Origin of the sequence: Nonomuraea sp. KM88 (assembly GCF_052245635.1) — a bacterium.
Classification (GTDB): Bacteria; Actinomycetota; Actinomycetes; order Streptosporangiales; family Streptosporangiaceae; genus Nonomuraea.
Genome location: NZ_JBQQCC010000003.1, coordinates 285,370 through 302,103, shown reverse-complemented (window position 1 = coordinate 302,103; position 16,734 = coordinate 285,370). Strand labels below are relative to the sequence as shown.

The 16,734-nt window shown below is 70.9% G+C and carries 17 protein-coding genes; 9 read left to right on the top strand and 8 right to left on the bottom strand.

Annotation, left to right across the window (positions count from 1 at the left end):
- The first annotated feature begins 225 nt into the window (after positions 1 to 225).
- The gene (locus ACTWPV_RS11065) at positions 226 to 786 is read left to right on the top strand and encodes a hypothetical protein (protein WP_443151671.1); all 561 of its coding nucleotides are present in this window, start codon (positions 226 to 228) and stop codon (positions 784 to 786) included.
- A gap of 9 nt (positions 787 to 795) precedes the next feature.
- On the opposite strand, the gene ACTWPV_RS11060 is transcribed toward ACTWPV_RS11065, so the two are convergent.
- Positions 796 to 1,371 carry a Uma2 family endonuclease gene (locus tag ACTWPV_RS11060; protein ID WP_443151670.1) on the bottom strand — a complete coding sequence of 192 codons (576 nt, stop codon included), beginning with the start codon at positions 1,369 to 1,371 and terminating at the stop codon, positions 796 to 798.
- 59 nt (positions 1,372 to 1,430) lie between these two features.
- Positions 1,431 to 2,036, bottom strand: a complete 606-nt coding sequence (locus ACTWPV_RS11055; protein WP_347642849.1) for a hypothetical protein — start codon at positions 2,034 to 2,036, stop codon at positions 1,431 to 1,433.
- A gap of 187 nt (positions 2,037 to 2,223) precedes the next feature.
- Here ACTWPV_RS11055 and ACTWPV_RS11050 point away from each other — a divergent pair, with 187 nt between their 5' ends.
- On the top strand, positions 2,224 to 3,060 hold the full coding sequence (locus ACTWPV_RS11050; RefSeq protein ID WP_443151669.1) for a glucose 1-dehydrogenase: 837 nt from the start codon (positions 2,224 to 2,226) through the stop codon (positions 3,058 to 3,060).
- Between the two features lie 4 nt (positions 3,061 to 3,064).
- Entirely contained in the window at positions 3,065 to 3,865 is an 801-nt protein-coding gene (locus ACTWPV_RS11045; RefSeq protein ID WP_443151668.1) for an alpha/beta fold hydrolase, read from the top strand.
- A gap of 129 nt (positions 3,866 to 3,994) precedes the next feature.
- Here ACTWPV_RS11045 and ACTWPV_RS11040 read toward each other — a convergent pair whose 3' ends face one another.
- Both ACTWPV_RS11040 and ACTWPV_RS11035 read right to left on the bottom strand, forming a co-directional pair.
- Positions 3,995 to 4,618: a DUF4126 domain-containing protein gene (locus tag ACTWPV_RS11040; RefSeq protein ID WP_443151667.1), complete on the bottom strand. Its 624-nt coding sequence runs from the start codon at positions 4,616 to 4,618 to the stop codon at positions 3,995 to 3,997.
- 4 nt (positions 4,619 to 4,622) lie between these two features.
- Entirely contained in the window at positions 4,623 to 5,528 is a 906-nt protein-coding gene (locus ACTWPV_RS11035) for a phosphotransferase (protein WP_443151666.1), read from the bottom strand.
- Between the two features lie 68 nt (positions 5,529 to 5,596).
- Here ACTWPV_RS11035 and ACTWPV_RS11030 point away from each other — a divergent pair, with 68 nt between their 5' ends.
- Entirely contained in the window at positions 5,597 to 7,960 is a 2,364-nt protein-coding gene (locus tag ACTWPV_RS11030) for a GcvT family protein (protein ID WP_443151665.1), read from the top strand.
- Here the strand turns inward: ACTWPV_RS11030 and ACTWPV_RS11025 are convergent.
- From ACTWPV_RS11025 to ACTWPV_RS11010, 4 genes are all read right to left on the bottom strand, one after another.
- The gene (locus ACTWPV_RS11025; RefSeq protein ID WP_443151664.1) at positions 7,938 to 8,708 is read right to left on the bottom strand and encodes a GntR family transcriptional regulator; all 771 of its coding nucleotides are present in this window, start codon (positions 8,706 to 8,708) and stop codon (positions 7,938 to 7,940) included. The genes ACTWPV_RS11030 and ACTWPV_RS11025 overlap by 23 nt on opposite strands.
- An 18-nt stretch (positions 8,709 to 8,726) precedes the next feature.
- Positions 8,727 to 9,332 carry a pyridoxamine 5'-phosphate oxidase family protein gene (locus tag ACTWPV_RS11020; protein WP_347642856.1) on the bottom strand — a complete coding sequence of 202 codons (606 nt, stop codon included), beginning with the start codon at positions 9,330 to 9,332 and terminating at the stop codon, positions 8,727 to 8,729.
- A gap of 84 nt (positions 9,333 to 9,416) precedes the next feature.
- Complete coding sequence (locus tag ACTWPV_RS11015; RefSeq protein ID WP_443151663.1) at positions 9,417 to 10,541, bottom strand: nitronate monooxygenase; 1,125 nt, start codon at positions 10,539 to 10,541, stop codon at positions 9,417 to 9,419.
- A 38-nt stretch (positions 10,542 to 10,579) separates the two neighbouring features.
- The gene (locus ACTWPV_RS11010; RefSeq protein WP_347642858.1) at positions 10,580 to 11,230 is read right to left on the bottom strand and encodes an acyltransferase; all 651 of its coding nucleotides are present in this window, start codon (positions 11,228 to 11,230) and stop codon (positions 10,580 to 10,582) included.
- A gap of 110 nt (positions 11,231 to 11,340) precedes the next feature.
- On the opposite strand from ACTWPV_RS11010, the gene ACTWPV_RS11005 reads away from it, so the two are divergent.
- From ACTWPV_RS11005 to ACTWPV_RS10985, 5 genes are all read left to right on the top strand, one after another.
- Complete coding sequence (locus tag ACTWPV_RS11005) at positions 11,341 to 13,008, top strand: CTP synthase (protein ID WP_347642859.1); 1,668 nt, start codon at positions 11,341 to 11,343, stop codon at positions 13,006 to 13,008.
- Positions 13,005 to 13,658: an NUDIX hydrolase gene (locus ACTWPV_RS11000; protein WP_347642860.1), complete on the top strand. Its 654-nt coding sequence runs from the start codon at positions 13,005 to 13,007 to the stop codon at positions 13,656 to 13,658. The genes ACTWPV_RS11005 and ACTWPV_RS11000 overlap by 4 nt, the downstream gene beginning before the upstream one ends.
- Complete coding sequence (locus tag ACTWPV_RS10995; RefSeq protein ID WP_347642861.1) at positions 13,655 to 14,578, top strand: site-specific tyrosine recombinase XerD; 924 nt, start codon at positions 13,655 to 13,657, stop codon at positions 14,576 to 14,578. The genes ACTWPV_RS11000 and ACTWPV_RS10995 overlap by 4 nt, the downstream gene beginning before the upstream one ends.
- Before the next feature lie 122 nt (positions 14,579 to 14,700).
- Positions 14,701 to 15,636 (top strand): ParA family protein, encoded by a 936-nt coding sequence (locus ACTWPV_RS10990; RefSeq protein ID WP_425465074.1) that lies wholly within the window; start codon positions 14,701 to 14,703, stop codon positions 15,634 to 15,636.
- Entirely contained in the window at positions 15,633 to 16,451 is an 819-nt protein-coding gene (locus tag ACTWPV_RS10985; RefSeq protein ID WP_347642862.1) for a segregation and condensation protein A, read from the top strand. Before ACTWPV_RS10990 ends, ACTWPV_RS10985 begins: the two co-directional genes overlap by 4 nt.
- The last annotated feature ends 283 nt before the right edge of the window (positions 16,452 to 16,734 follow it).

Sequence of the window (16,734 nt, the reverse complement as noted above, 5' to 3'; positions counted from 1 at the left end):
GTGGGAAGGTGTGAGGACGCGGAAAACGGCACGCGAACAATCGTCATCACGGTCTCACCCTCCCTTCGCGTCGCAGCGATCGACTCCGCCCGAGTATTCCGGTCCACCCCGAGCGCCGCAACCGAAAAAACGGCCTGTCGCGATGCGGGCGGATGCCGCCGGCATGTGTGGGCGGGGCCCGATATCGCGGTGCGGTACGGCCGGACGGACGTGTACCTTGCGGGCATGCGACGGTGCGGTGAGTGCGCGCAGTGGGAGCCGGCCGGCGCCCATGGTTGTGCCCGGTGCGCGAGGCTGGTCGACGAGATCGTGGAGGAGGGCTGGCGGGCCTTTCTGGAGCGCGAGTTCGGCACTCCGGAGCCGCCCGGCGAGCGGCTCATCGCCGAGATGGTCGTGGACGAACCGGACCGGCATGCGTGGCGCGTGGTGGACGCCGCGTACGACCGCCTGACCTGCCCGGAGTGCGGCGGCCGGCTCAGCAGGGGCCCGGCCGGATGCGCCCCCTGCGACCTGGCCAACGGTTTCCGCTACGCGGCCATCGAGATCGACCGCCCGGGCGTGCCGCCGGGCAACGAGCACGCGCTGCGGGTCAACGTGGCCGTGACGCGCCGCCCGTACGGGATCTCGGCGTCGGAGGTGCTGCTGCGGCGCCTGTCGCTGCCCGTGCTCCTGGACGGCCGGCTGCCCACCGTCGAGCAGGCTCAGGCCACCAAGGCCATGGCGGGCAGGGGCGCTTCCGAGGCGGAGCTGGCCGCGGTCATCTTCGGTGACTGGGGCTGCAGGTGACCTCAGCGGTCAATCCGTGACCGCGCCCAAGTCGAGATCAATGTCTACCTCGAACCCAATGTCGATCTGCAGCCGCTTGCGGTGAATGCCGGTAGGGACATATGCCTTGACCGCCGGCTCGAGCTCGAATGTATAGACCACGGGCTGGCCGTTTTCCTGTTCGACTCGCCAGAAGTGCTTGATGCCCGCGTTCGAATATTTGATCGGCTTGGTGGCTCGATCTCTCTCCCTGGACTCATCAGAGACGACTTCGATGACGAGATGGACGTCCTCGGGCTTGAATGAAGTGCCTTTGGTGCTGAAGGACGACCTCTTGACCAAGAGGACGTCAGGCTCAGGACGCTGACGCACTCCCAGCGTCACCGTCATCTCGCGAACAGCCATGAGCTCTTTCGGCGGACGGAGTGATCGCTCGAACAACCGGAGCGCGAGCATATGAAAGCCAGTCTGCGGCGACATCATGATGAGTGACCCATCGATCAGCTCGACGTGCCGAGGCGCGCCGGGGGGAAGGTGATCGAGCATGTCGGCGGTCCAGCCACCGGGAGGGCCGGGGTAGAACCACTCCGGGAGGGCCGTGGTCATCGGAATGCCTCCTCAGCGAATCTCACGCGACGCATCTAGTGTGTCACAACGAGCGATGGTCAGGGCTCGTTCCTGCGCTCCTCCATCGTGCGGCGGTAGAGGTCGTCGATCTCGTCCAGCGGGTCGGGGTCGCGGCGCCGGGCCTCGATCTCCAGGTCGGTGCGGGAGGTCAGATCGGCGATGCCGGACGCGGTGTGGTGGACCTGGTCATTGAGCAGGCCGGTGCGGATGCGGGCGCACGTGGCCGTCAGCGTGGCCTGGTGCTGCCTGAGCCGGTCGAGGGTGACGTGGTCGACGTAGGGGGACACGCGCTGCTGCTGGGCGAACATCGCCAGCTGCTCGTCGTGCGTGTCGACGTGCTTCGTCAGGTCGGCCATGATCCTCGGCAGGTCGCCCAGGCCCCACCCCTGGCGCTGGGCCTGATCGACGGCCTGGCGGGTGAGGGTCATCTCGCGGCGCAGGTCGAGCCGGAGGCGCTCGGTCTCGGCGGCCTGGCCCGTGCCCATCGCGTTGACGTGCGTGGTGATCCGGGTCGTGGCCTCCCTGGCCTTGACGGCGGCCTTCTTGCCCAGCTTGACCAGCACGTAGATGCCGACGCCGCCCAGCAACAGGAGGAACGCCAGGATCACCAGGGCGATGAGAAGGATTTCGCTGATCTCCGCCACCTCCTGTCGGGGTTGTTGATGTGAAGGATAGTCCGGCCGGGCGGGTCTGGGGTGCCTGGCCGGAGCGGCTCTTGATCGATCAGTTTGGCCTGTGTTTCAGTTCACCATCGGCATCGGTCGCCGGGCGGCGGGTCACGCCTGCCGGCGACGCGACCAGAGGCGTTGTGCGGCAGAAGGGAACAGGGCGGTGCTTGAGGACAAGGTTGTGATCGTCACTGGTGGTGCGAGGGGGATGGGGGCGGCGACAGCGCGGCGGTGTGCCGCGGCGGGGGCGCGGGTGGTCCTCACGGATGTGCTGGTCGAGGAGGGTACGGCGACGGCCAAGGAATTAGACGCCCGGTTCGTCGCCCACGATGTGCGGGACCAGGATCAGTGGGCGGCGGTGGTCGCCCGGACGGTCGACGAGCACGGGCGGCTCGACGGGCTTGTGAACAACGCCGGCATCGCCACCATGCTGATGATCGAGCAGCAGTCGGCCGAGGAGTTCGAGAACGTGCTGCGGGTCAACCTGCTCGGCGTCTTCCTTGGTCTCAAGGCGGTGGTGGGGCCCATGCGGGAGTCGGGCGGCGGTGCGATCGTGAACCTGTCGTCGGTCGCCGGCCTCAGCGCCCTGCCCGGCACGGGCGGCTACGGCGCCTCGAAATGGGGGGTGCGCGGGCTGACCAAGATCGCGGCGTTGGAGTTCGGGCGGCACCGCATCCGGGTCAACTCCGTGCATCCCGGGATGATCGTCACAACGATGACCGAGCCGCTCGGCGCGGTGTCCGGCGACGGCACCTTCCCGCTGGCCCCGGCCGGGCGCTGGGGGGAGCCGGAGGAGGTCGCGGAGACGATCGCCTTCCTGCTGTCCGACGCGGCCTCGTACGTGACGGGGGCCGAGCTGGCCGTCGACGGAGGGCTGACGGCGGGGGAGGCCGCGCTGCTGCTCCGCCCTGACAGAAGCCGCATGGAGGGGAACCGGCAGGACGAGGACCCGCGAGACGGGACCGGGCCGGACGAGGAACAGCCGGAAGGGAAGCGGTAGGCCGATGCCGTACGCCGACGTCGGGGAGGATGTCAGGCTCTTCTACACCGATGACGGTGACGGGCCGCCGCTGCTGCTCGTACACGGGTGGGGCGCCGACTCGCACCAGTGGTCGTGGCACATCGACGCGCTGGCCGCCCGGCACCGCGTGATCGCCGTCGATCTGCGCGGCCACGGTTACTCGTCGGTTCCTGAAACCGGCAACACCCCCCGCGCGATGGCCGGGGACCTGCATGCCCTGCTCGGCGACCACCTCGGCATCCCGCAGGCGACCGTGGCCGGGCACTCGATGGGGGCCCAGGTGGTGTCCATCCTCGCCGTCGAACATCCCGGGCGGGTACGCGGGATCGTCGCCGTCGACCCCGGCTACGGCATGACGGAGGACGTCGCCGCCGGCTTCCCTCAGATGATCGCGGGCCTGCGTGGCGAGCACGCGCACGCGGTCGCCGAGCAGATCGACGAGTGGTGCACGAACGCCGCCACCCCCGCCGTCATCAGGCGCTGGCACAAGCGCCGGTTGCACGCCATGCCGCCGCACGTGCTGGCGGAGGCGTTCGAGGCGATGTTCACCGGTCCGGGCGCGATCGGGGTGCGGCCGGCCTCCGACGACTACCTGGCGCGCAGGCGGTGCCCGGTGTTGTCGATCTGGTCGGATCCGGGCCGGGCGCGCTGGGAGGCCGGGCTGCTGAGCGATCCGGCCTCGAAGGTGGTGTGCTGGGAGGGTTCGAGCCACCGGCTGCACGAGGAACGGGCCGCCGAGTTCGTCCGCCTGGTGGAGGGGTGGGTGGCCCGCCTGCGCACATGACCGGCCGGTGGCCGGCCCGGTGGCCGGCCCGGTGAGCGGCCCGGTGAGCGGCCCGGTGGGTGGCCCGGTGGGTGGCCCGGTGAGCGGCCCGGGGCCAGGTCGGGTGGCGTGCTCAGGCCGGGGGCGGCCTCACACCGGGGGGCGGCTTCGGGCCGGGGGCGCTCCTCCGGCCGCCCGTCCGCGGGCGCGGCGGCGGCGTACTTTCCTGATCAGCCACCAGCTCAGGACGGCGAGCAGCAGCAGCGCGACGATCACGAGGACGGGCAGGAAGATCGCGACGAGGCTCATGCCGAGCGCGCCCGCGTCCTCCGCCGTGCTCACGACCGGCGCGCCGGTCCCGGCCGTGCCGACGTTGATCACCGGCCGGGCGGTGGTCTTGACCACGTGGACGGCCAGCGCCATCACGATGCCCAGCAGCCATCCGGCCCACGGGTGCTCGGCCATCCATGTCGACCGGTCGAGTTCGGCGGCGGCGCTGGTGGCGGAGAACACCACGCCGCCCGACGCCGGGCGGACCACGGTCTGGATGGCGTCGTTGACGCTGTCGACGGCGGGGACCTTGTCGAGGACCGTCTCCGCGATCAGCAGCACCGCGATCACGGCGAGCACGCCCCAGTTGGACAGCCAGGCGTAGCCGTCGGGGAGCTTCACGGCGTCGGTGACGTTGGCGAGCACGCCCACGACGAGGAGCGGGATGTAGGCGTTGAGCCCGGCGGCCGTGGACAGGCCCAGACCGGTCAGAGCGGCGAGCATGCCCCTAGTCTGCCCGGGCCGCGTCGTCCATGAGGCCCGCCAGGGCGGGACCGGTGAACTCGGCCACCGCCCGCTCGTACTTCTCCATCCCCCAGGACCAGAAGTCGAAGTCGATGCTCGCGTTCGCGCTGTCCTGGATGGAGGCCCAGAGCGTCCACCCGTACTTGGACATGAGGCCGAGCAGGCGGGCGCGGGCGATCTTGTGGCGGAGCGGGCGGCCGTAGTACGCGGTGACGAGCGCCTCCAGGTGGCCGGACGGCAGGTCGGACTCGCTCCAGACGTTGCCGAGCTCGAAACAGGGGTCGTTGTTGCCGGCGTACTCGTAGTCGATCAGCCAGAGGCGCCGGCCGTCGTCGAGGATGTTGCCGGGCAGGAGGTCGTTGTTACACGGAACCGTGCCTTCATCCCGTATAGCCAGACATTTCCGGATCTCGGCAACGATGGGCATGAACTCGAGGTATCTGGCCGGAAGCCGGAAGCCGCGTTCCTGAACGATCTCCAGATAGCGCCGCTGCACGTCGAACATGTCGAAGTCGCTCACGAACCGCGGCCCGGCGTGCAGCCGCCGGCACACCTCCGCCACCCTCGGCAGGTTGGCCGGATCGTGCAGATCCGCCTCGGTGAACGTGCGCGCCTCGAGGTAGCCCACGACCAGCACCCCCTGGCCGGGCAGGTACGCGTGCACCGGCGCGCCGACCCCGGCGCGCGCCGCGGCCAGCGAGTTGGCGTGCTCGGCGTCCCTGTCGATGGCCAGCAGCGCGCCGTCGCTGGCCGACACGCGCACGACATACGTGCCGCCGGGCGTGGTCACCTTATAGTTGCGATTGGTCAACCCCCCTGGCAGCTCCTCCACGGCTCGTGGCACGCCGGACAGCAGGGGGATGCGATCGAGGACCTGGGCAACGGCCATGGTCGATGCTAGCTCCACCGGCCTAAACGGTCTAGACCTTTTATGGTACGGCGGTTAGCCTCGCGACCATGAGCGACTCGGCCCGCATCGTGATCATCGGTGGTGGGGTGGGCGGCACGTCCGTCGCCTACCACCTCACCCAACTAGGCGAACGCGACGTCGTCCTGCTGGATCGGGACGAGCTCACCAGCGGCTCCACCTTCCACTCCGCGGGCCTGGTCGGCCAGCTGCGCGCCGACCCGACGCTGACCCGGATGAACCAGTACTCCGTCGAGCTCTACCGCACCCTCGACGCCGGCTGGACGGAGTGCGGCGGCATCAAGCTGGCCTCCACGCCCGAGCGCATGGCGGAGATCCGCCGCCAGATCGGCTGGGCGCGCACGTTCGGGCTGCCGCTGCGGGAGATCTCGGTGGCGGAGGCCGTCGAGCTGTTCCCCCTCATGGACCCTGAAGGAGTCGTGGGTGCCGCGTACCTGCCCACGGACGGGCAGGTTGACCCCTCCCAGCTCTGTTACGCGCTGGCCGCGCGCGCCCGCGAGGGCGGGGCGAGGCTGCGCACCAAGACACGCGCCCTCGGCATCACCACCGCACGGGGCCGGGTCACCGGCGTGCGCACCGACCAGGGCGACATCGACTGCGAGATCGTGGTCAACTGCGGCGGCATGTTCGCCGCCGAGATCGGGCGCATGGCCGCCGTGCGCGTCCCGATCGTGCCGATGTCCCACCAGTACGTGGTGACCGACGCCTTTCACGACCACCAGGACCTGCCCACGCTGCGCGACCCCGACCTGCTCGTCTACTACCGGCAGGAGGTGCAGGGCCTGGTCATGGGCGGCTACGAGCGCACGTGTGCGCCCTGGACGGCCGGTCACGACACCTTCGACGCGGTGCCGCCCGACTTCAACGGCCGCCTCCTGCCCGAGGACTGGGCGAGATTCGAGGAGATCTCCGACAACTCCAGGATCCGCGTGCCGGCGATGGCCGACGTCGGCATCCGCAAGCTGATCAACGGGCCCGAGGCCTTCACCCCGGACAACGAGTTCTGCCTGGGGGAGACGGAGGTGGGCGGGTTCTTCGTCGCGGCCGGGTTCTGCGCCCACGGCATCGCCGGCGCCGGCGGCATCGGCAAGGTGATGGCGGAGTGGATCGTCGAGGGCGAGCCCGCCATGGACGTCCGGCACATGGACATCCGCCGTTTCGGCCGCCACTACCGCTCGCCGTCGTACACGATCAAGCGCGCGGTCGAGAACTACGAGACGTACTACGACATCCGCTACCCCGGCCACGAGCGGTCGGCCGGACGGCCGCTGCGGGTCTCGCCCGCGTACGCGTGGCACCAGCGCCACGGGGCCGTCTTCGGCGAGAAGGCGGGCTGGGAGCGGGTCAACCACTACGCGGCCAACGAAGCCGGCGGGGACGGCGGCGAGCGCCCCGCGGGCTGGGCGGGCCGCGAGTGGTCGCCGGCGACCGGGGCCGAGCACCGGGCCACGCGCACGGCCGCGGGGCTGTTCGACGAGAGCTCGTTCGCCAAGATCGAGGTCACCGGTCCCGGCGCGGCCACCCTGCTGGAGTGGGTGTGCGACAACCGGGTCGCCCGCGAGGTCGGCGCCGTCACCTATACCCAGGCGCTCAACCGGCGCGGCGGCATCGAGTGCGACTTCACCGTCACCCGGCGCGGCGAGGAGGAGTTCCTCATCGTCACCGGCACCGCGTGCGGCACCCACGACCTCGGCTGGCTGCGCAAGCAGGCCGCGCTCACGGGCTCGGCCGCCAGGATCGCCGACGTCACCGGGCAGTACGCCTGCCTCGCCCTGTGGGGGCCGCGCGCCCGCGACATCCTGTCCGGCCTCACCCCCGACCCGCTCGACTTCCCGTTCATGTCGTCACGGGAGCTCACCGTGGGCGACGTGCCGGTGCTGGCGCTGCGGGTGACGTTCGTGGGGGAGCACGGCTGGGAGCTCTACTGCTCCAGCGAGTACGGGCTCGCCCTGTGGCAGGCGCTGTGGGAGGCGGGCGAACCGCACGGGATGGCGGCCTGCGGCTACCGCGCCATCGACAGCCTCCGGCTCGAGAAGGGCTACCGGGTGTGGGGCGCCGACATCGGGCCGGAGACCACGCCGTACGAGGCAGGGCTGGGGTTCTGCGTCAAGCCGGACAAGGACTTCCTCGGCAGGGACGCCCTCGACCCCGCCCCAGGGAGGCGGCTGCACTGTGTGACGCTGAGCGACCCGGGGGCGGTCGCGCTCGGCAACGAGCCGGTCCGGGTGGACGGTCAGGTGCTGGCCCGCGTCACCTCCGGCGGGTACGGCTACACCGCCGGGCAGTCGATCGCGTACGCGTACCTGCCGGTCGAGCCGGGGGCCGGGGTGGAGATCGAGGTCGAGGGCGCCTGGGTGCCAGGCACCGTGGTCAGGACCCCGCTGGTTCCGTGACGCCGCTGCGCACCGAGATCCGCACCCGGTCGGGGCGGAACAGGTCGCGGGCGAACTCCACGGGCATGCCGCCCTCCGCGTACGCCGTGCGCTCGATCAGCATGAGCGGCGCGCCCGGCGTCGTGCCCAGCTCCGCGGCCTCGGCCGGACGGGCGATCACCGGGTCGAGCCGCTCGACGGCCGTGCGCGGCGCCAGGTCGTAGCGGCCGGCGAGCAGCGCGTAGAGGGAGCCGGTCAGGTCCTCGTCGAGCAGGCCGGGCAGGTCGGGGAAGTAGGAGCGTTCGAGCGCCACCGGCGACCGCCTCCTGGCCGACCGCGCCGAGCGCACCCTGGCCACCTCGTGCACCGGCGAGCCGGGAGCGACCCGCAGCGCCGTGGCCACCGCGGCGGGCGCGGGCACCGTCGCCGCCACCAGGATGCGCGCCTCGGCCCGGAGGTGCGCCCGCCGCATCTGCTCGGTGAACCCCGTCAGCCCGGTCAGGTCGCACTCGATGCGCGGCTCGGCCACGAACGCGCCGCCCGTCCTGCCGGGCGTCCTGATGAGCACGCCGTCGCGTTCGAGCGTGGCCAGCGCCTGCCTGAGCGTCATCCGGCTCACGCCGAGCCGCCCGGCCAGCTCGCGCTCGCCGGGCAGCCGGTCGCCCGGCGCCAGCTCGCCGCTGGAGATCGACTCGAGCAGCCACCGCTCGATCTGCACGTGCGCGGGGACGCCGGTGCCGCGCTCCAGCTGAGGCGGTGTCCCGACCACACGCGCATCGTAGCCCGGTCAGCCCTCGACGGTCTCCCGCGGCCGGGGAGAGGGCAGGGGCAGCGGCAGGCCCGGCAAGCCGTCGATGCTGGTGGCGACGTGCTCCTTGCGCGAGAAGTAGGCGTTGAGCGACTCGTCGTCCTCCCGGGCGAACCGCTTCGCGTGCAGGTCGCGGTCCTGCTCGTAGGACATGAGGGGAACCGCGAAGCCGCAGGTGTCGCGGATCAGCTCGGCGTGGACGACCACGATCGCGCGCAGCCCGTGCACGCCGGCGTCGACCGTCGGGAAGCGGGCGGCCAGCTCGGCCCACCGGGGGTCGTCCCTGAAGACGGGCTCACCGCGCCCGTGCACCCGCACGATGGTCGGAGGACCCTGGAAGGCGCACCACATCAAGGTGATCCGGCCGTTCTCGCGCAGGTGGGCGACGGTCTCCGCGTTGCTGCCGGCGAAGTCGAGGTAGGCCACCGTCAGCTCGTCGAGTACCGCCAGCGAACCGCTCACTCCCTTGGGGGAGAGGTTGACCGTGCCGTCGCCGGCGAGCGGCGCGGTCGCCGTGAAGAACACGGGCTGCGCCTCGATGAACGTCCGCAAACGGTCGGTGATGCTGTCGTACGTCTTGCCCACGGTGTCCCCGTCCTTGGTGTAGGAGCGCGGCGCGCGACCACGAGCCGCCGAAGCGCCATTCTCGCCGACCGGCCGTCAGGGGCGTCACCCGGACAGGTGCCTGAGCCGCTCCACGGCCTGACCGAACTCGCTGACCAGGTCGTAGACCACCTGCCTGGCCGGTTTGACCTGGTCGAGCTGGCCCACGACCTGCCCGACGTAGTAGTTGACCAGTTCCACCGCCCCCGGCTCGCCCTTCTCCGCCGCCGCCGCGATGCGCGCCATGGCCCCCTCGGCCACCAGCAGCTGCAGCGGCATCCCCAGCGGGCCGGGGCTCTCCTGGCTGGAGTCCCACTCGTCGGTCCAGGCCGACCGGAGCTGCCTGGCCGGCTTGCCCGTACGGGACCTGGACCTGACCGTGTCCAGCGACGAGGCCGCCAGGAACTTGCGCTTGACCGCGGGCGGCGTCTCCGCCTCCTCCGTCGTGAGCCAGACCGAGCCGCACCACACGCCGTCCGCGCCGAGCGCCATGGCCGCGGCCATCTGCCGCCCCGACGCGATGCCGCCCGCCGCCAGCACGGGCACCGGCCCCACCGCGTCCACGACCTGCGGCACCAGCACCATGGTGGAGATCTCGCCGGTGTGCCCGCCCGCCTCGGTGCCCTGTGCCACGATGAGGTCCGCGCCCGCCGCGACCTGCCTGCGCGCGTGCTCGACCGTGCCGACCAGCGCGGCCACCGGCACGCCCGCCTCCCTGGCCCTGGCCACCATCTCGGGCGGCGGCGGGCCCAGAGCGCTGGCGATCAGCCCGATCCGGTGTTCGAGCGCGACGTCGATCAGCCCTGTCGCCCCCGACGCCGTCACCCGCCGGCCGAACTCGTCGGCCACCGCCGTCATCGGCTGCGGTGCCGCGCCCACGCCGTATTTGGACAGCAGGTGGGTGACGAAGTCGCGGTGCCGCTCGGGGATGAAGTCCATGAGGTGCGCGCGCCGGTCGAGCGCGGAGGCGTCGACCTTGCCCGGCACGAGCACGTCGACGCCGTACGGCCGGCCGCCCACCCGCTCGTCGATCCAGGTGAGCTCGGTGTCGAGCCGGTCGGGCGAGTACGCGATCGCGCCCAGCACCCCGAAGCCGCCCGCGTTCGTCACCGCGGCCACCACGTCGCGGCAGTGGCTGAACGCGAACAGGGGGAACTCGATGCCCAGGCGTTCGCAGATGGCGGTTCGCATGATGTGACGCTAACCGTCAGAACGATGTTCGGTCCAGATCAGGATCCGCTGTCGGCCAGGACGACGTCGGGGGCGTGCCAGCCTAACTCGGCCGTGTAACCGCGTACCCGCCTGGCCGGCACCCCGGCCACCACGCTGTGGTCGGGGAACTCGCCGCGCACCACCGCCCCGGCGGCCACCACGCACTGGCGGCCGAGTGTCGTGCCGGGCAGGACGATCGCGCCGGCGCCCAGCCACGAGCCCGAGCCGATCGAGACCGGGCTGTTGCGCGGCCACTGCCTGCCGATCGGCACGTCGGGGTCGTCGTAGACGTGGTTCTGGTCGGTGATGTAGACGTACGGGCCGGTGAAGACGTCGTCGCCCACGTCGATCGACTGGTGGGCCACGATGTGCGTGCCCCGGCCGATCGAGCAGCCGCCGCCGATGCGCAGGATCGATCCCGGGCCGAGGTCCACGCCCGGGCCCATGCCGCACGAGAGCGACACCCGTTCGCCGATCAGGGTGTGGTCGCCGATCTCGATCCACTGCTCGCCGAAGATCGCGCCAGGGGGGAACGCGATGCTGACCCCGTCGCCGAGCCGGCGGAACCGGTGGCCCGCCGGACTGGCCGGAGTGATCGCGCCCGCACGGCGGATCGCCCGGTAGACACGGTGAATCAGCGCGCCCGTTGCCCGCCGTACGAGTGACATAGAGTCCAAAGTTACCCTCAGGTCATGCCGTTCGCCCATGTGAGGGGCGTTGTTTGATATCCTGAGAGCCCGTGGACACTTCGACCACACCTCGAGCCACGGGAGCCCCTTTGCGCAGCGCATCGCAAACCAAGCATCTGTTCGTCACCGGCGGTGTCGCCTCCAGTCTCGGCAAGGGCCTCACGGCATCCAGCCTCGGTCGCCTGCTCAAAGGGCGCGGTCTCAGGGTCACCATGCAGAAGCTCGACCCCTATCTCAACGTCGACCCCGGCACGATGAACCCGTTCCAGCACGGCGAGGTCTTCGTCACCGACGACGGCGCGGAGACCGACCTCGACGTCGGCCACTACGAGCGGTTCCTCGACACCGACCTGCACGGTTCGGCCAACGTCACCACCGGGCAGGTCTACTCCAACGTCATCGCCAAGGAGCGGCGGGGCGAATACCTGGGCGACACCGTCCAGGTCATCCCGCACATCACCAACGAGATCAAGGACCGGATCAGGGGCATGGCCGGTCCCGAGGTGGACGTCGTCATCACCGAGGTCGGCGGCACGGTGGGCGACATCGAGTCGCTGCCCTTCCTGGAGGCCGTGCGGCAGATCAGGCACGAGGTGGGGCGCGACAACGTCTTCTTCCTGCACGTCTCGCTGCTGCCGTACATCGGGCCCTCGGGAGAGCTCAAGACCAAGCCGACGCAGCACAGCGTGGCCGCGCTGCGCAGCATCGGCATCCAGCCGGACGCGATCGTGCTGCGCTCCGACCGGCCCGTGCAGACGTCGATCAAGCGCAAGATCAGCCTGATGTGCGACGTCGACGAGGACGCCGTCGTCTCCTGCGTGGACGCGGCCTCGATCTACGACATTCCCAAGGTGCTCCACTCCGAGGGCCTCGACGCGTACGTGGTGCGCCGGCTCGGCCTGCCCTTCCGTGACGTCGACTGGAAGGAGTGGGAGCAGCTCCTGCGCCGCGTGCACCGCCCGGCGAGGGAAGCCACTGTCGCCCTTGTGGGGAAATATATTGATTTGCCGGACGCGTACCTCTCGGTGACCGAGGCCCTGCGGGCCGGCGGGTTCGCCAACGACGCGCGGGTCAACATCCGGTGGGTCAAGAGCGACGACTGCGAGACCCCCGAGGGCGCCGCGCGCGAGCTCGACGGCGTCGACGGCGTGCTGATCCCCGGCGGGTTCGGCGTGCGCGGCATCGAGGGGAAGATCGGCGCCATCCGCCACGCCCGCGAGGGCAAGATCCCGCTGCTCGGCATCTGCCTCGGCATGCAGGGCATGGTCATCGAGGCCGCCCGCAACATGGCGGGCGTCGAGGACGCCAACTCCACGGAGTTCGACCCCGACACCAAGCACCCGGTCATCTCCACCATGGCCGACCAGGAGGACGTCGTCGCCGGCGAGCGTGACATGGGCGGCACGATGCGGCTGGGCAGCTACACCGCCAAGCTCGCCGAGGGCACCCTCGCCCGGCAGCTCTACGGCGGCGTGGCCAAGGCCGACGAGCGCCACCGCCACCGCTACGAAGTCAACAACGCCTACCGCGAGCAGCTGGAGAAGGTCGGCCTCGTCTTCTCCGGCGTGTCGCCCGACGGCCGCCTGGTCGAGTACACCGAGCTGCCCCCCGACATCCACCCGTTCTTCATCGGCACCCAGGCGCATCCGGAGTTCCGCTCCCGGCCCACCCGGGCCAACCCGATGTTCAAGGGTCTCATCGGCGCGGCCCTGGCCTACGCCGACGGCCGCGTGGGCGCGACGACGGTGGGCCAGTGACCGCCGGCGGCGACGGTTCGCCCGACCGGCTCGTGCCGGGCGTGATCAGGGACACGCCCGAGTCGTGGGACGTGCTCGAGACGAAGCAGCGGTTCGAGGGCCACGTCATCAAGGTGGTCACCGACACCGTCAGGATGCCGCGCGACGAGGCGGCCGAGCGTGACTACGTGATCCATCCCGGGGCCGTCGCCGTGCTCGCGCTCGACGACCAGGACCGCGTCCTGCTCATCAGGCAATACCGTCACCCCACCCGCCGCCTGATGTGGGAACTGCCCGCCGGCATCCGCGACGTGCCGGGCGAGCCGCTGGTCGACGCGGCCGCGCGCGAGCTCGCCGAGGAGGCCGGCTACCGCGCCGCCACCTGGCACACGCTCGTCGACCTGCGCACCTCTCCCGGCATGAGCGACGAGCGCATCAGGGTGTTCCTGGCCCGCGACCTGACCAAGATCCCCGACGAGGAGAACGGCTTCGTGCACCGGCACGAAGAAATCGACATGCCGGTCGAATGGGTCCCTCTGCCCGACGCGGTAGAAAAGGCGCTCATGGGAATGATCCACAATTCCCCGGCCGTGGCCGGTATCCTCGCCGCGTACGCGGCTTCGGTTGAGGGACTCGCCCTGTTGCGCCCCGCCGACGCCCCGGAGGCGTGACGGAAGGACCGATCGTGGAGGCCGTGCTCTCCAGCTACCTCGCCCATCTGGCGGTGGAGCAGGGCGTGGCTGCCAACACGCTCGCATCCTACCGTCGTGACCTGCGGCGCTACTACGAGCACCTGCGGGCGCGCGGGCGCCTGGAGCTCCACGAGGTGGGCGAGGCGGACGTCCTGGCCTTCCTCGCCGCGCTGCGCGAGGGCGACGGGGAACACCCGGCGCTTGTCGCCAGCTCCGCCGCCCGCGCCCTGTCGGCCGTGCGCGGGCTGCACCGTTTCGCTCTGCGCGAAGGCGTCACGGCCCACAACCCCGCCCACGAGGTACGCCCGCCGCGCCCGATGCGCAGGCTCCCGAAGGCCATCGCCGTCGACGAGGTCGAGCGGCTGATCGCCGCCTCGGGCCCGGACGGAGCGCCTCTCACGCTGCGCAACCGCGCCCTGCTGGAGGTCCTGTACGGCACGGGCGCCCGCATCTCGGAGGCCGTCGGGCTGGCCGTGGACGACCTCGAGGACGAGCAGGTGCGCCTGCGCGGGAAGGGCGGCCGCACCCGCGTCGTGCCGCTGGGGCGCTATGCCCGCTCCGCCCTCGACGCCTACCTCGTCCGCGCCCGGCCCGGCCTGCTGGCCCACGGGCGCGGCACGCCGGCCGTCTTCCTGAACGCCAGGGGAGGACGTCTGACCAGGCAGGGAGCGTGGGAGGTGCTGCACGCGGCCGCCGAACGAGCCGGGCTAAAACAGATATCTCCCCATGTTCTCCGACATTCCTTTGCAACTCATCTCTTGGACGGCGGCGCGGACGTTAGGGTGGTCCAGGAATTGCTCGGCCACGCCTCGGTGACGACCACCCAGGTCTACACCCTGGTCACGGTCGACAAGCTCCGCGAGGTCTACGCCGCGGCGCATCCACGGGCCCGGCAGTGATCTATAGTCTTTGCGGTGTGCGGCACCCTCGGCGTGCCGCCTTGCCGCGTTAAGTGGTGACGCCATAGTGTCCGTCCGGACGGTCCGGTTCGGGATCGTCAGGGAGGTTCGAGCTGGTGACTGTGACGACCAAGGGTTCGACCCCGGGGACCCCCGACAACCCCTGGGGCGACACGAAGACCAACGCGCCTTCCAACGGCGTCAACCTCGGGCCCACGCAGCGGCCCAGACCCGTGTTCCCCGAGCCGGTGGTGCCCGACGTGCACGGCCCGGCGCGCGTGGTCGCGATGGTCAACCAGAAGGGCGGGGTCGGCAAGACCACGACCACCATCAACCTGGGCGCGGCCCTCGTCGAATACGGGCTCAAGGTGCTGCTGGTCGACTTCGACCCGCAGGGCGCGCTCTCCGTCGGCCTGGGCATCAACCCGCTCCAGCTCGACCTGACCGTCTACAACCTGCTGATGGAGCGTGGCGTCACCGCCGAGGACGTCCTGCTCGAGACCGGCGTCGAGGGGCTCGACCTGCTGCCGAGCAACATCGACCTGTCGGCCGCCGAAGTGCAGCTCGTCACCGAGGTCGCCCGCGAGCAGGTGCTCGGCCGCGTGATCAAGCCGCTGCTGCCGCACTACGACGTGTGCCTCATCGACTGCCAGCCGTCGCTCGGCCTGCTCACCATCAACGCGCTCACGTGCGCCCATGGCGTCATGGTGCCGCTGGAGTGCGAGTTCTTCGCGCTGCGCGGCGTCGCCCTGCTGATGGACACCATCTCCAAGGTCCAGGAGCGGCTCAACGAAGACCTCGAGATCGAGGGCCTGCTCGCCACCATGTACGACGCCCGCACCCTGCACGGCCGCGAGGTGCTGGCCCGCGTGGTCGACGCGTTCGGCGACAAGGTGTTCCACACCGTCATCAACCGCACGGTGCGTTTCCCCGACGCGACCGTCGCCGGCGAGCCGATCACCACCTTCGACCCCTCGTCCCTCGGCGCCAACGCCTACCGTGAGCTGGCGCGCGAAGTGCTCTCGCGCTGGCCCGCGCCTGCCACAATGGCCAGGTGACCGCAGAGCAGACCGAGCCCCAAGGGTTCCAGGTTCACCTGGACGTCTTCGAGGGTCCCTTCGATCTGCTTCTCGGCCTCATCGCCAAGCACAAGCTCGACATCACCGAGGTCTCGCTCTCCAAGGTCACCGACGAGTTCATCGCCTACATCCGCTCCCGCGGCCCCGAGTGGGACCTCGACCAGACCAGCCACTTCCTGCTGGTCGCGGCCACGCTGCTCGACCTCAAGGCGGCCCGGCTGCTGCCGTCGGGCGAGGTGGAGGACGAGGAAGACCTGGCCCTGCTGGAGGCCAGAGACCTGCTGTTCGCGCGGCTGCTGCAGTACAAAGCGTACAAAGAGGTCGCCAAGATCTTCGCCGGGCGGATGGCCGAGGAGTCCCTGCGCTTTCCCCGTACGGTGCCGCTCGAGCCGCAGTTCGCCGACCTGCTGCCCGAGCTCATCCTGGGCATCGGGCCCGAAGAGCTCGCCAAGATCGCCGCCAGGGCCTTCACGCCCAAGCTGCCGCCCACGGTCAGCGTGGGGCACATCTACCAGCCGCTGGCGAGCGTCAAGGAGCAGGCGGCCATCCTGGTCATGCACCTGCGGCGCCTCCGGCGGGCCACCTTCAGGGCGCTGGTGGCCGACTGCGAGGGCACCTTCGAGGTCATCGCCCGCTTCCTGGCCGTGCTGGAGCTGTTCCGGGAGTCGGCGGTCACGTTCGAGCAGGTCGAGCCGCTGGGCGACCTGCACGTCACCTGGACGGGCGCCGACGACGGCGACGTCGCGGTGGGGGACGACTACGAGGAATCCGCGGAGAAACCATCCCATGACTGACAACCCACTGCCTAACCCCCGCAAGTCTCCCGACTCGGAGCCGCCGCTGCCCGCCTGGATGACCCTCCCCGGCTCCCTCGTCCAGCCCGGCGCCCCGGAGGCGGAGACCTCCCCGCCCGACGACCCGCCCCCGCCCCACGAGGACCCGCCCCAGGACGACCCGCCGTCCCGCGCGGAGACGTCCGTCGCGGACGACACGCGCGTCGAGGGAGGCACGCTGTCTCGTGCGGAGACGTCCGCTGCGGACGACACGCTGCCTGCGGAGGCGCGGGCCGCGGACGAC

Bases quoted from the DNA above. Each gene is read 5' to 3' on its own strand.
- ACTWPV_RS11065 (WP_443151671.1), top strand. From the start codon at position 226: ATGCGACGGTGCGGTGAGTGCGCGCAGTGGGAGCCGGCCGGCGCCCAT.
- ACTWPV_RS11060 (WP_443151670.1), bottom strand. From the start codon at position 1,371: ATGACCACGGCCCTCCCGGAGTGGTTCTACCCCGGCCCTCCCGGTGGC.
- ACTWPV_RS11045 (WP_443151668.1), top strand. From the start codon at position 3,065: ATGCCGTACGCCGACGTCGGGGAGGATGTCAGGCTCTTCTACACCGAT.
- ACTWPV_RS11040 (WP_443151667.1), bottom strand. From the start codon at position 4,618: ATGCTCGCCGCTCTGACCGGTCTGGGCCTGTCCACGGCCGCCGGGCTC.
- ACTWPV_RS11035 (WP_443151666.1), bottom strand. From the start codon at position 5,528: ATGGCCGTTGCCCAGGTCCTCGATCGCATCCCCCTGCTGTCCGGCGTG.
- ACTWPV_RS11030 (WP_443151665.1), top strand. From the start codon at position 5,597: ATGAGCGACTCGGCCCGCATCGTGATCATCGGTGGTGGGGTGGGCGGC.
- ACTWPV_RS11015 (WP_443151663.1), bottom strand. From the start codon at position 10,541: ATGCGAACCGCCATCTGCGAACGCCTGGGCATCGAGTTCCCCCTGTTC.
- ACTWPV_RS11010 (WP_347642858.1), bottom strand. From the start codon at position 11,230: ATGTCACTCGTACGGCGGGCAACGGGCGCGCTGATTCACCGTGTCTAC.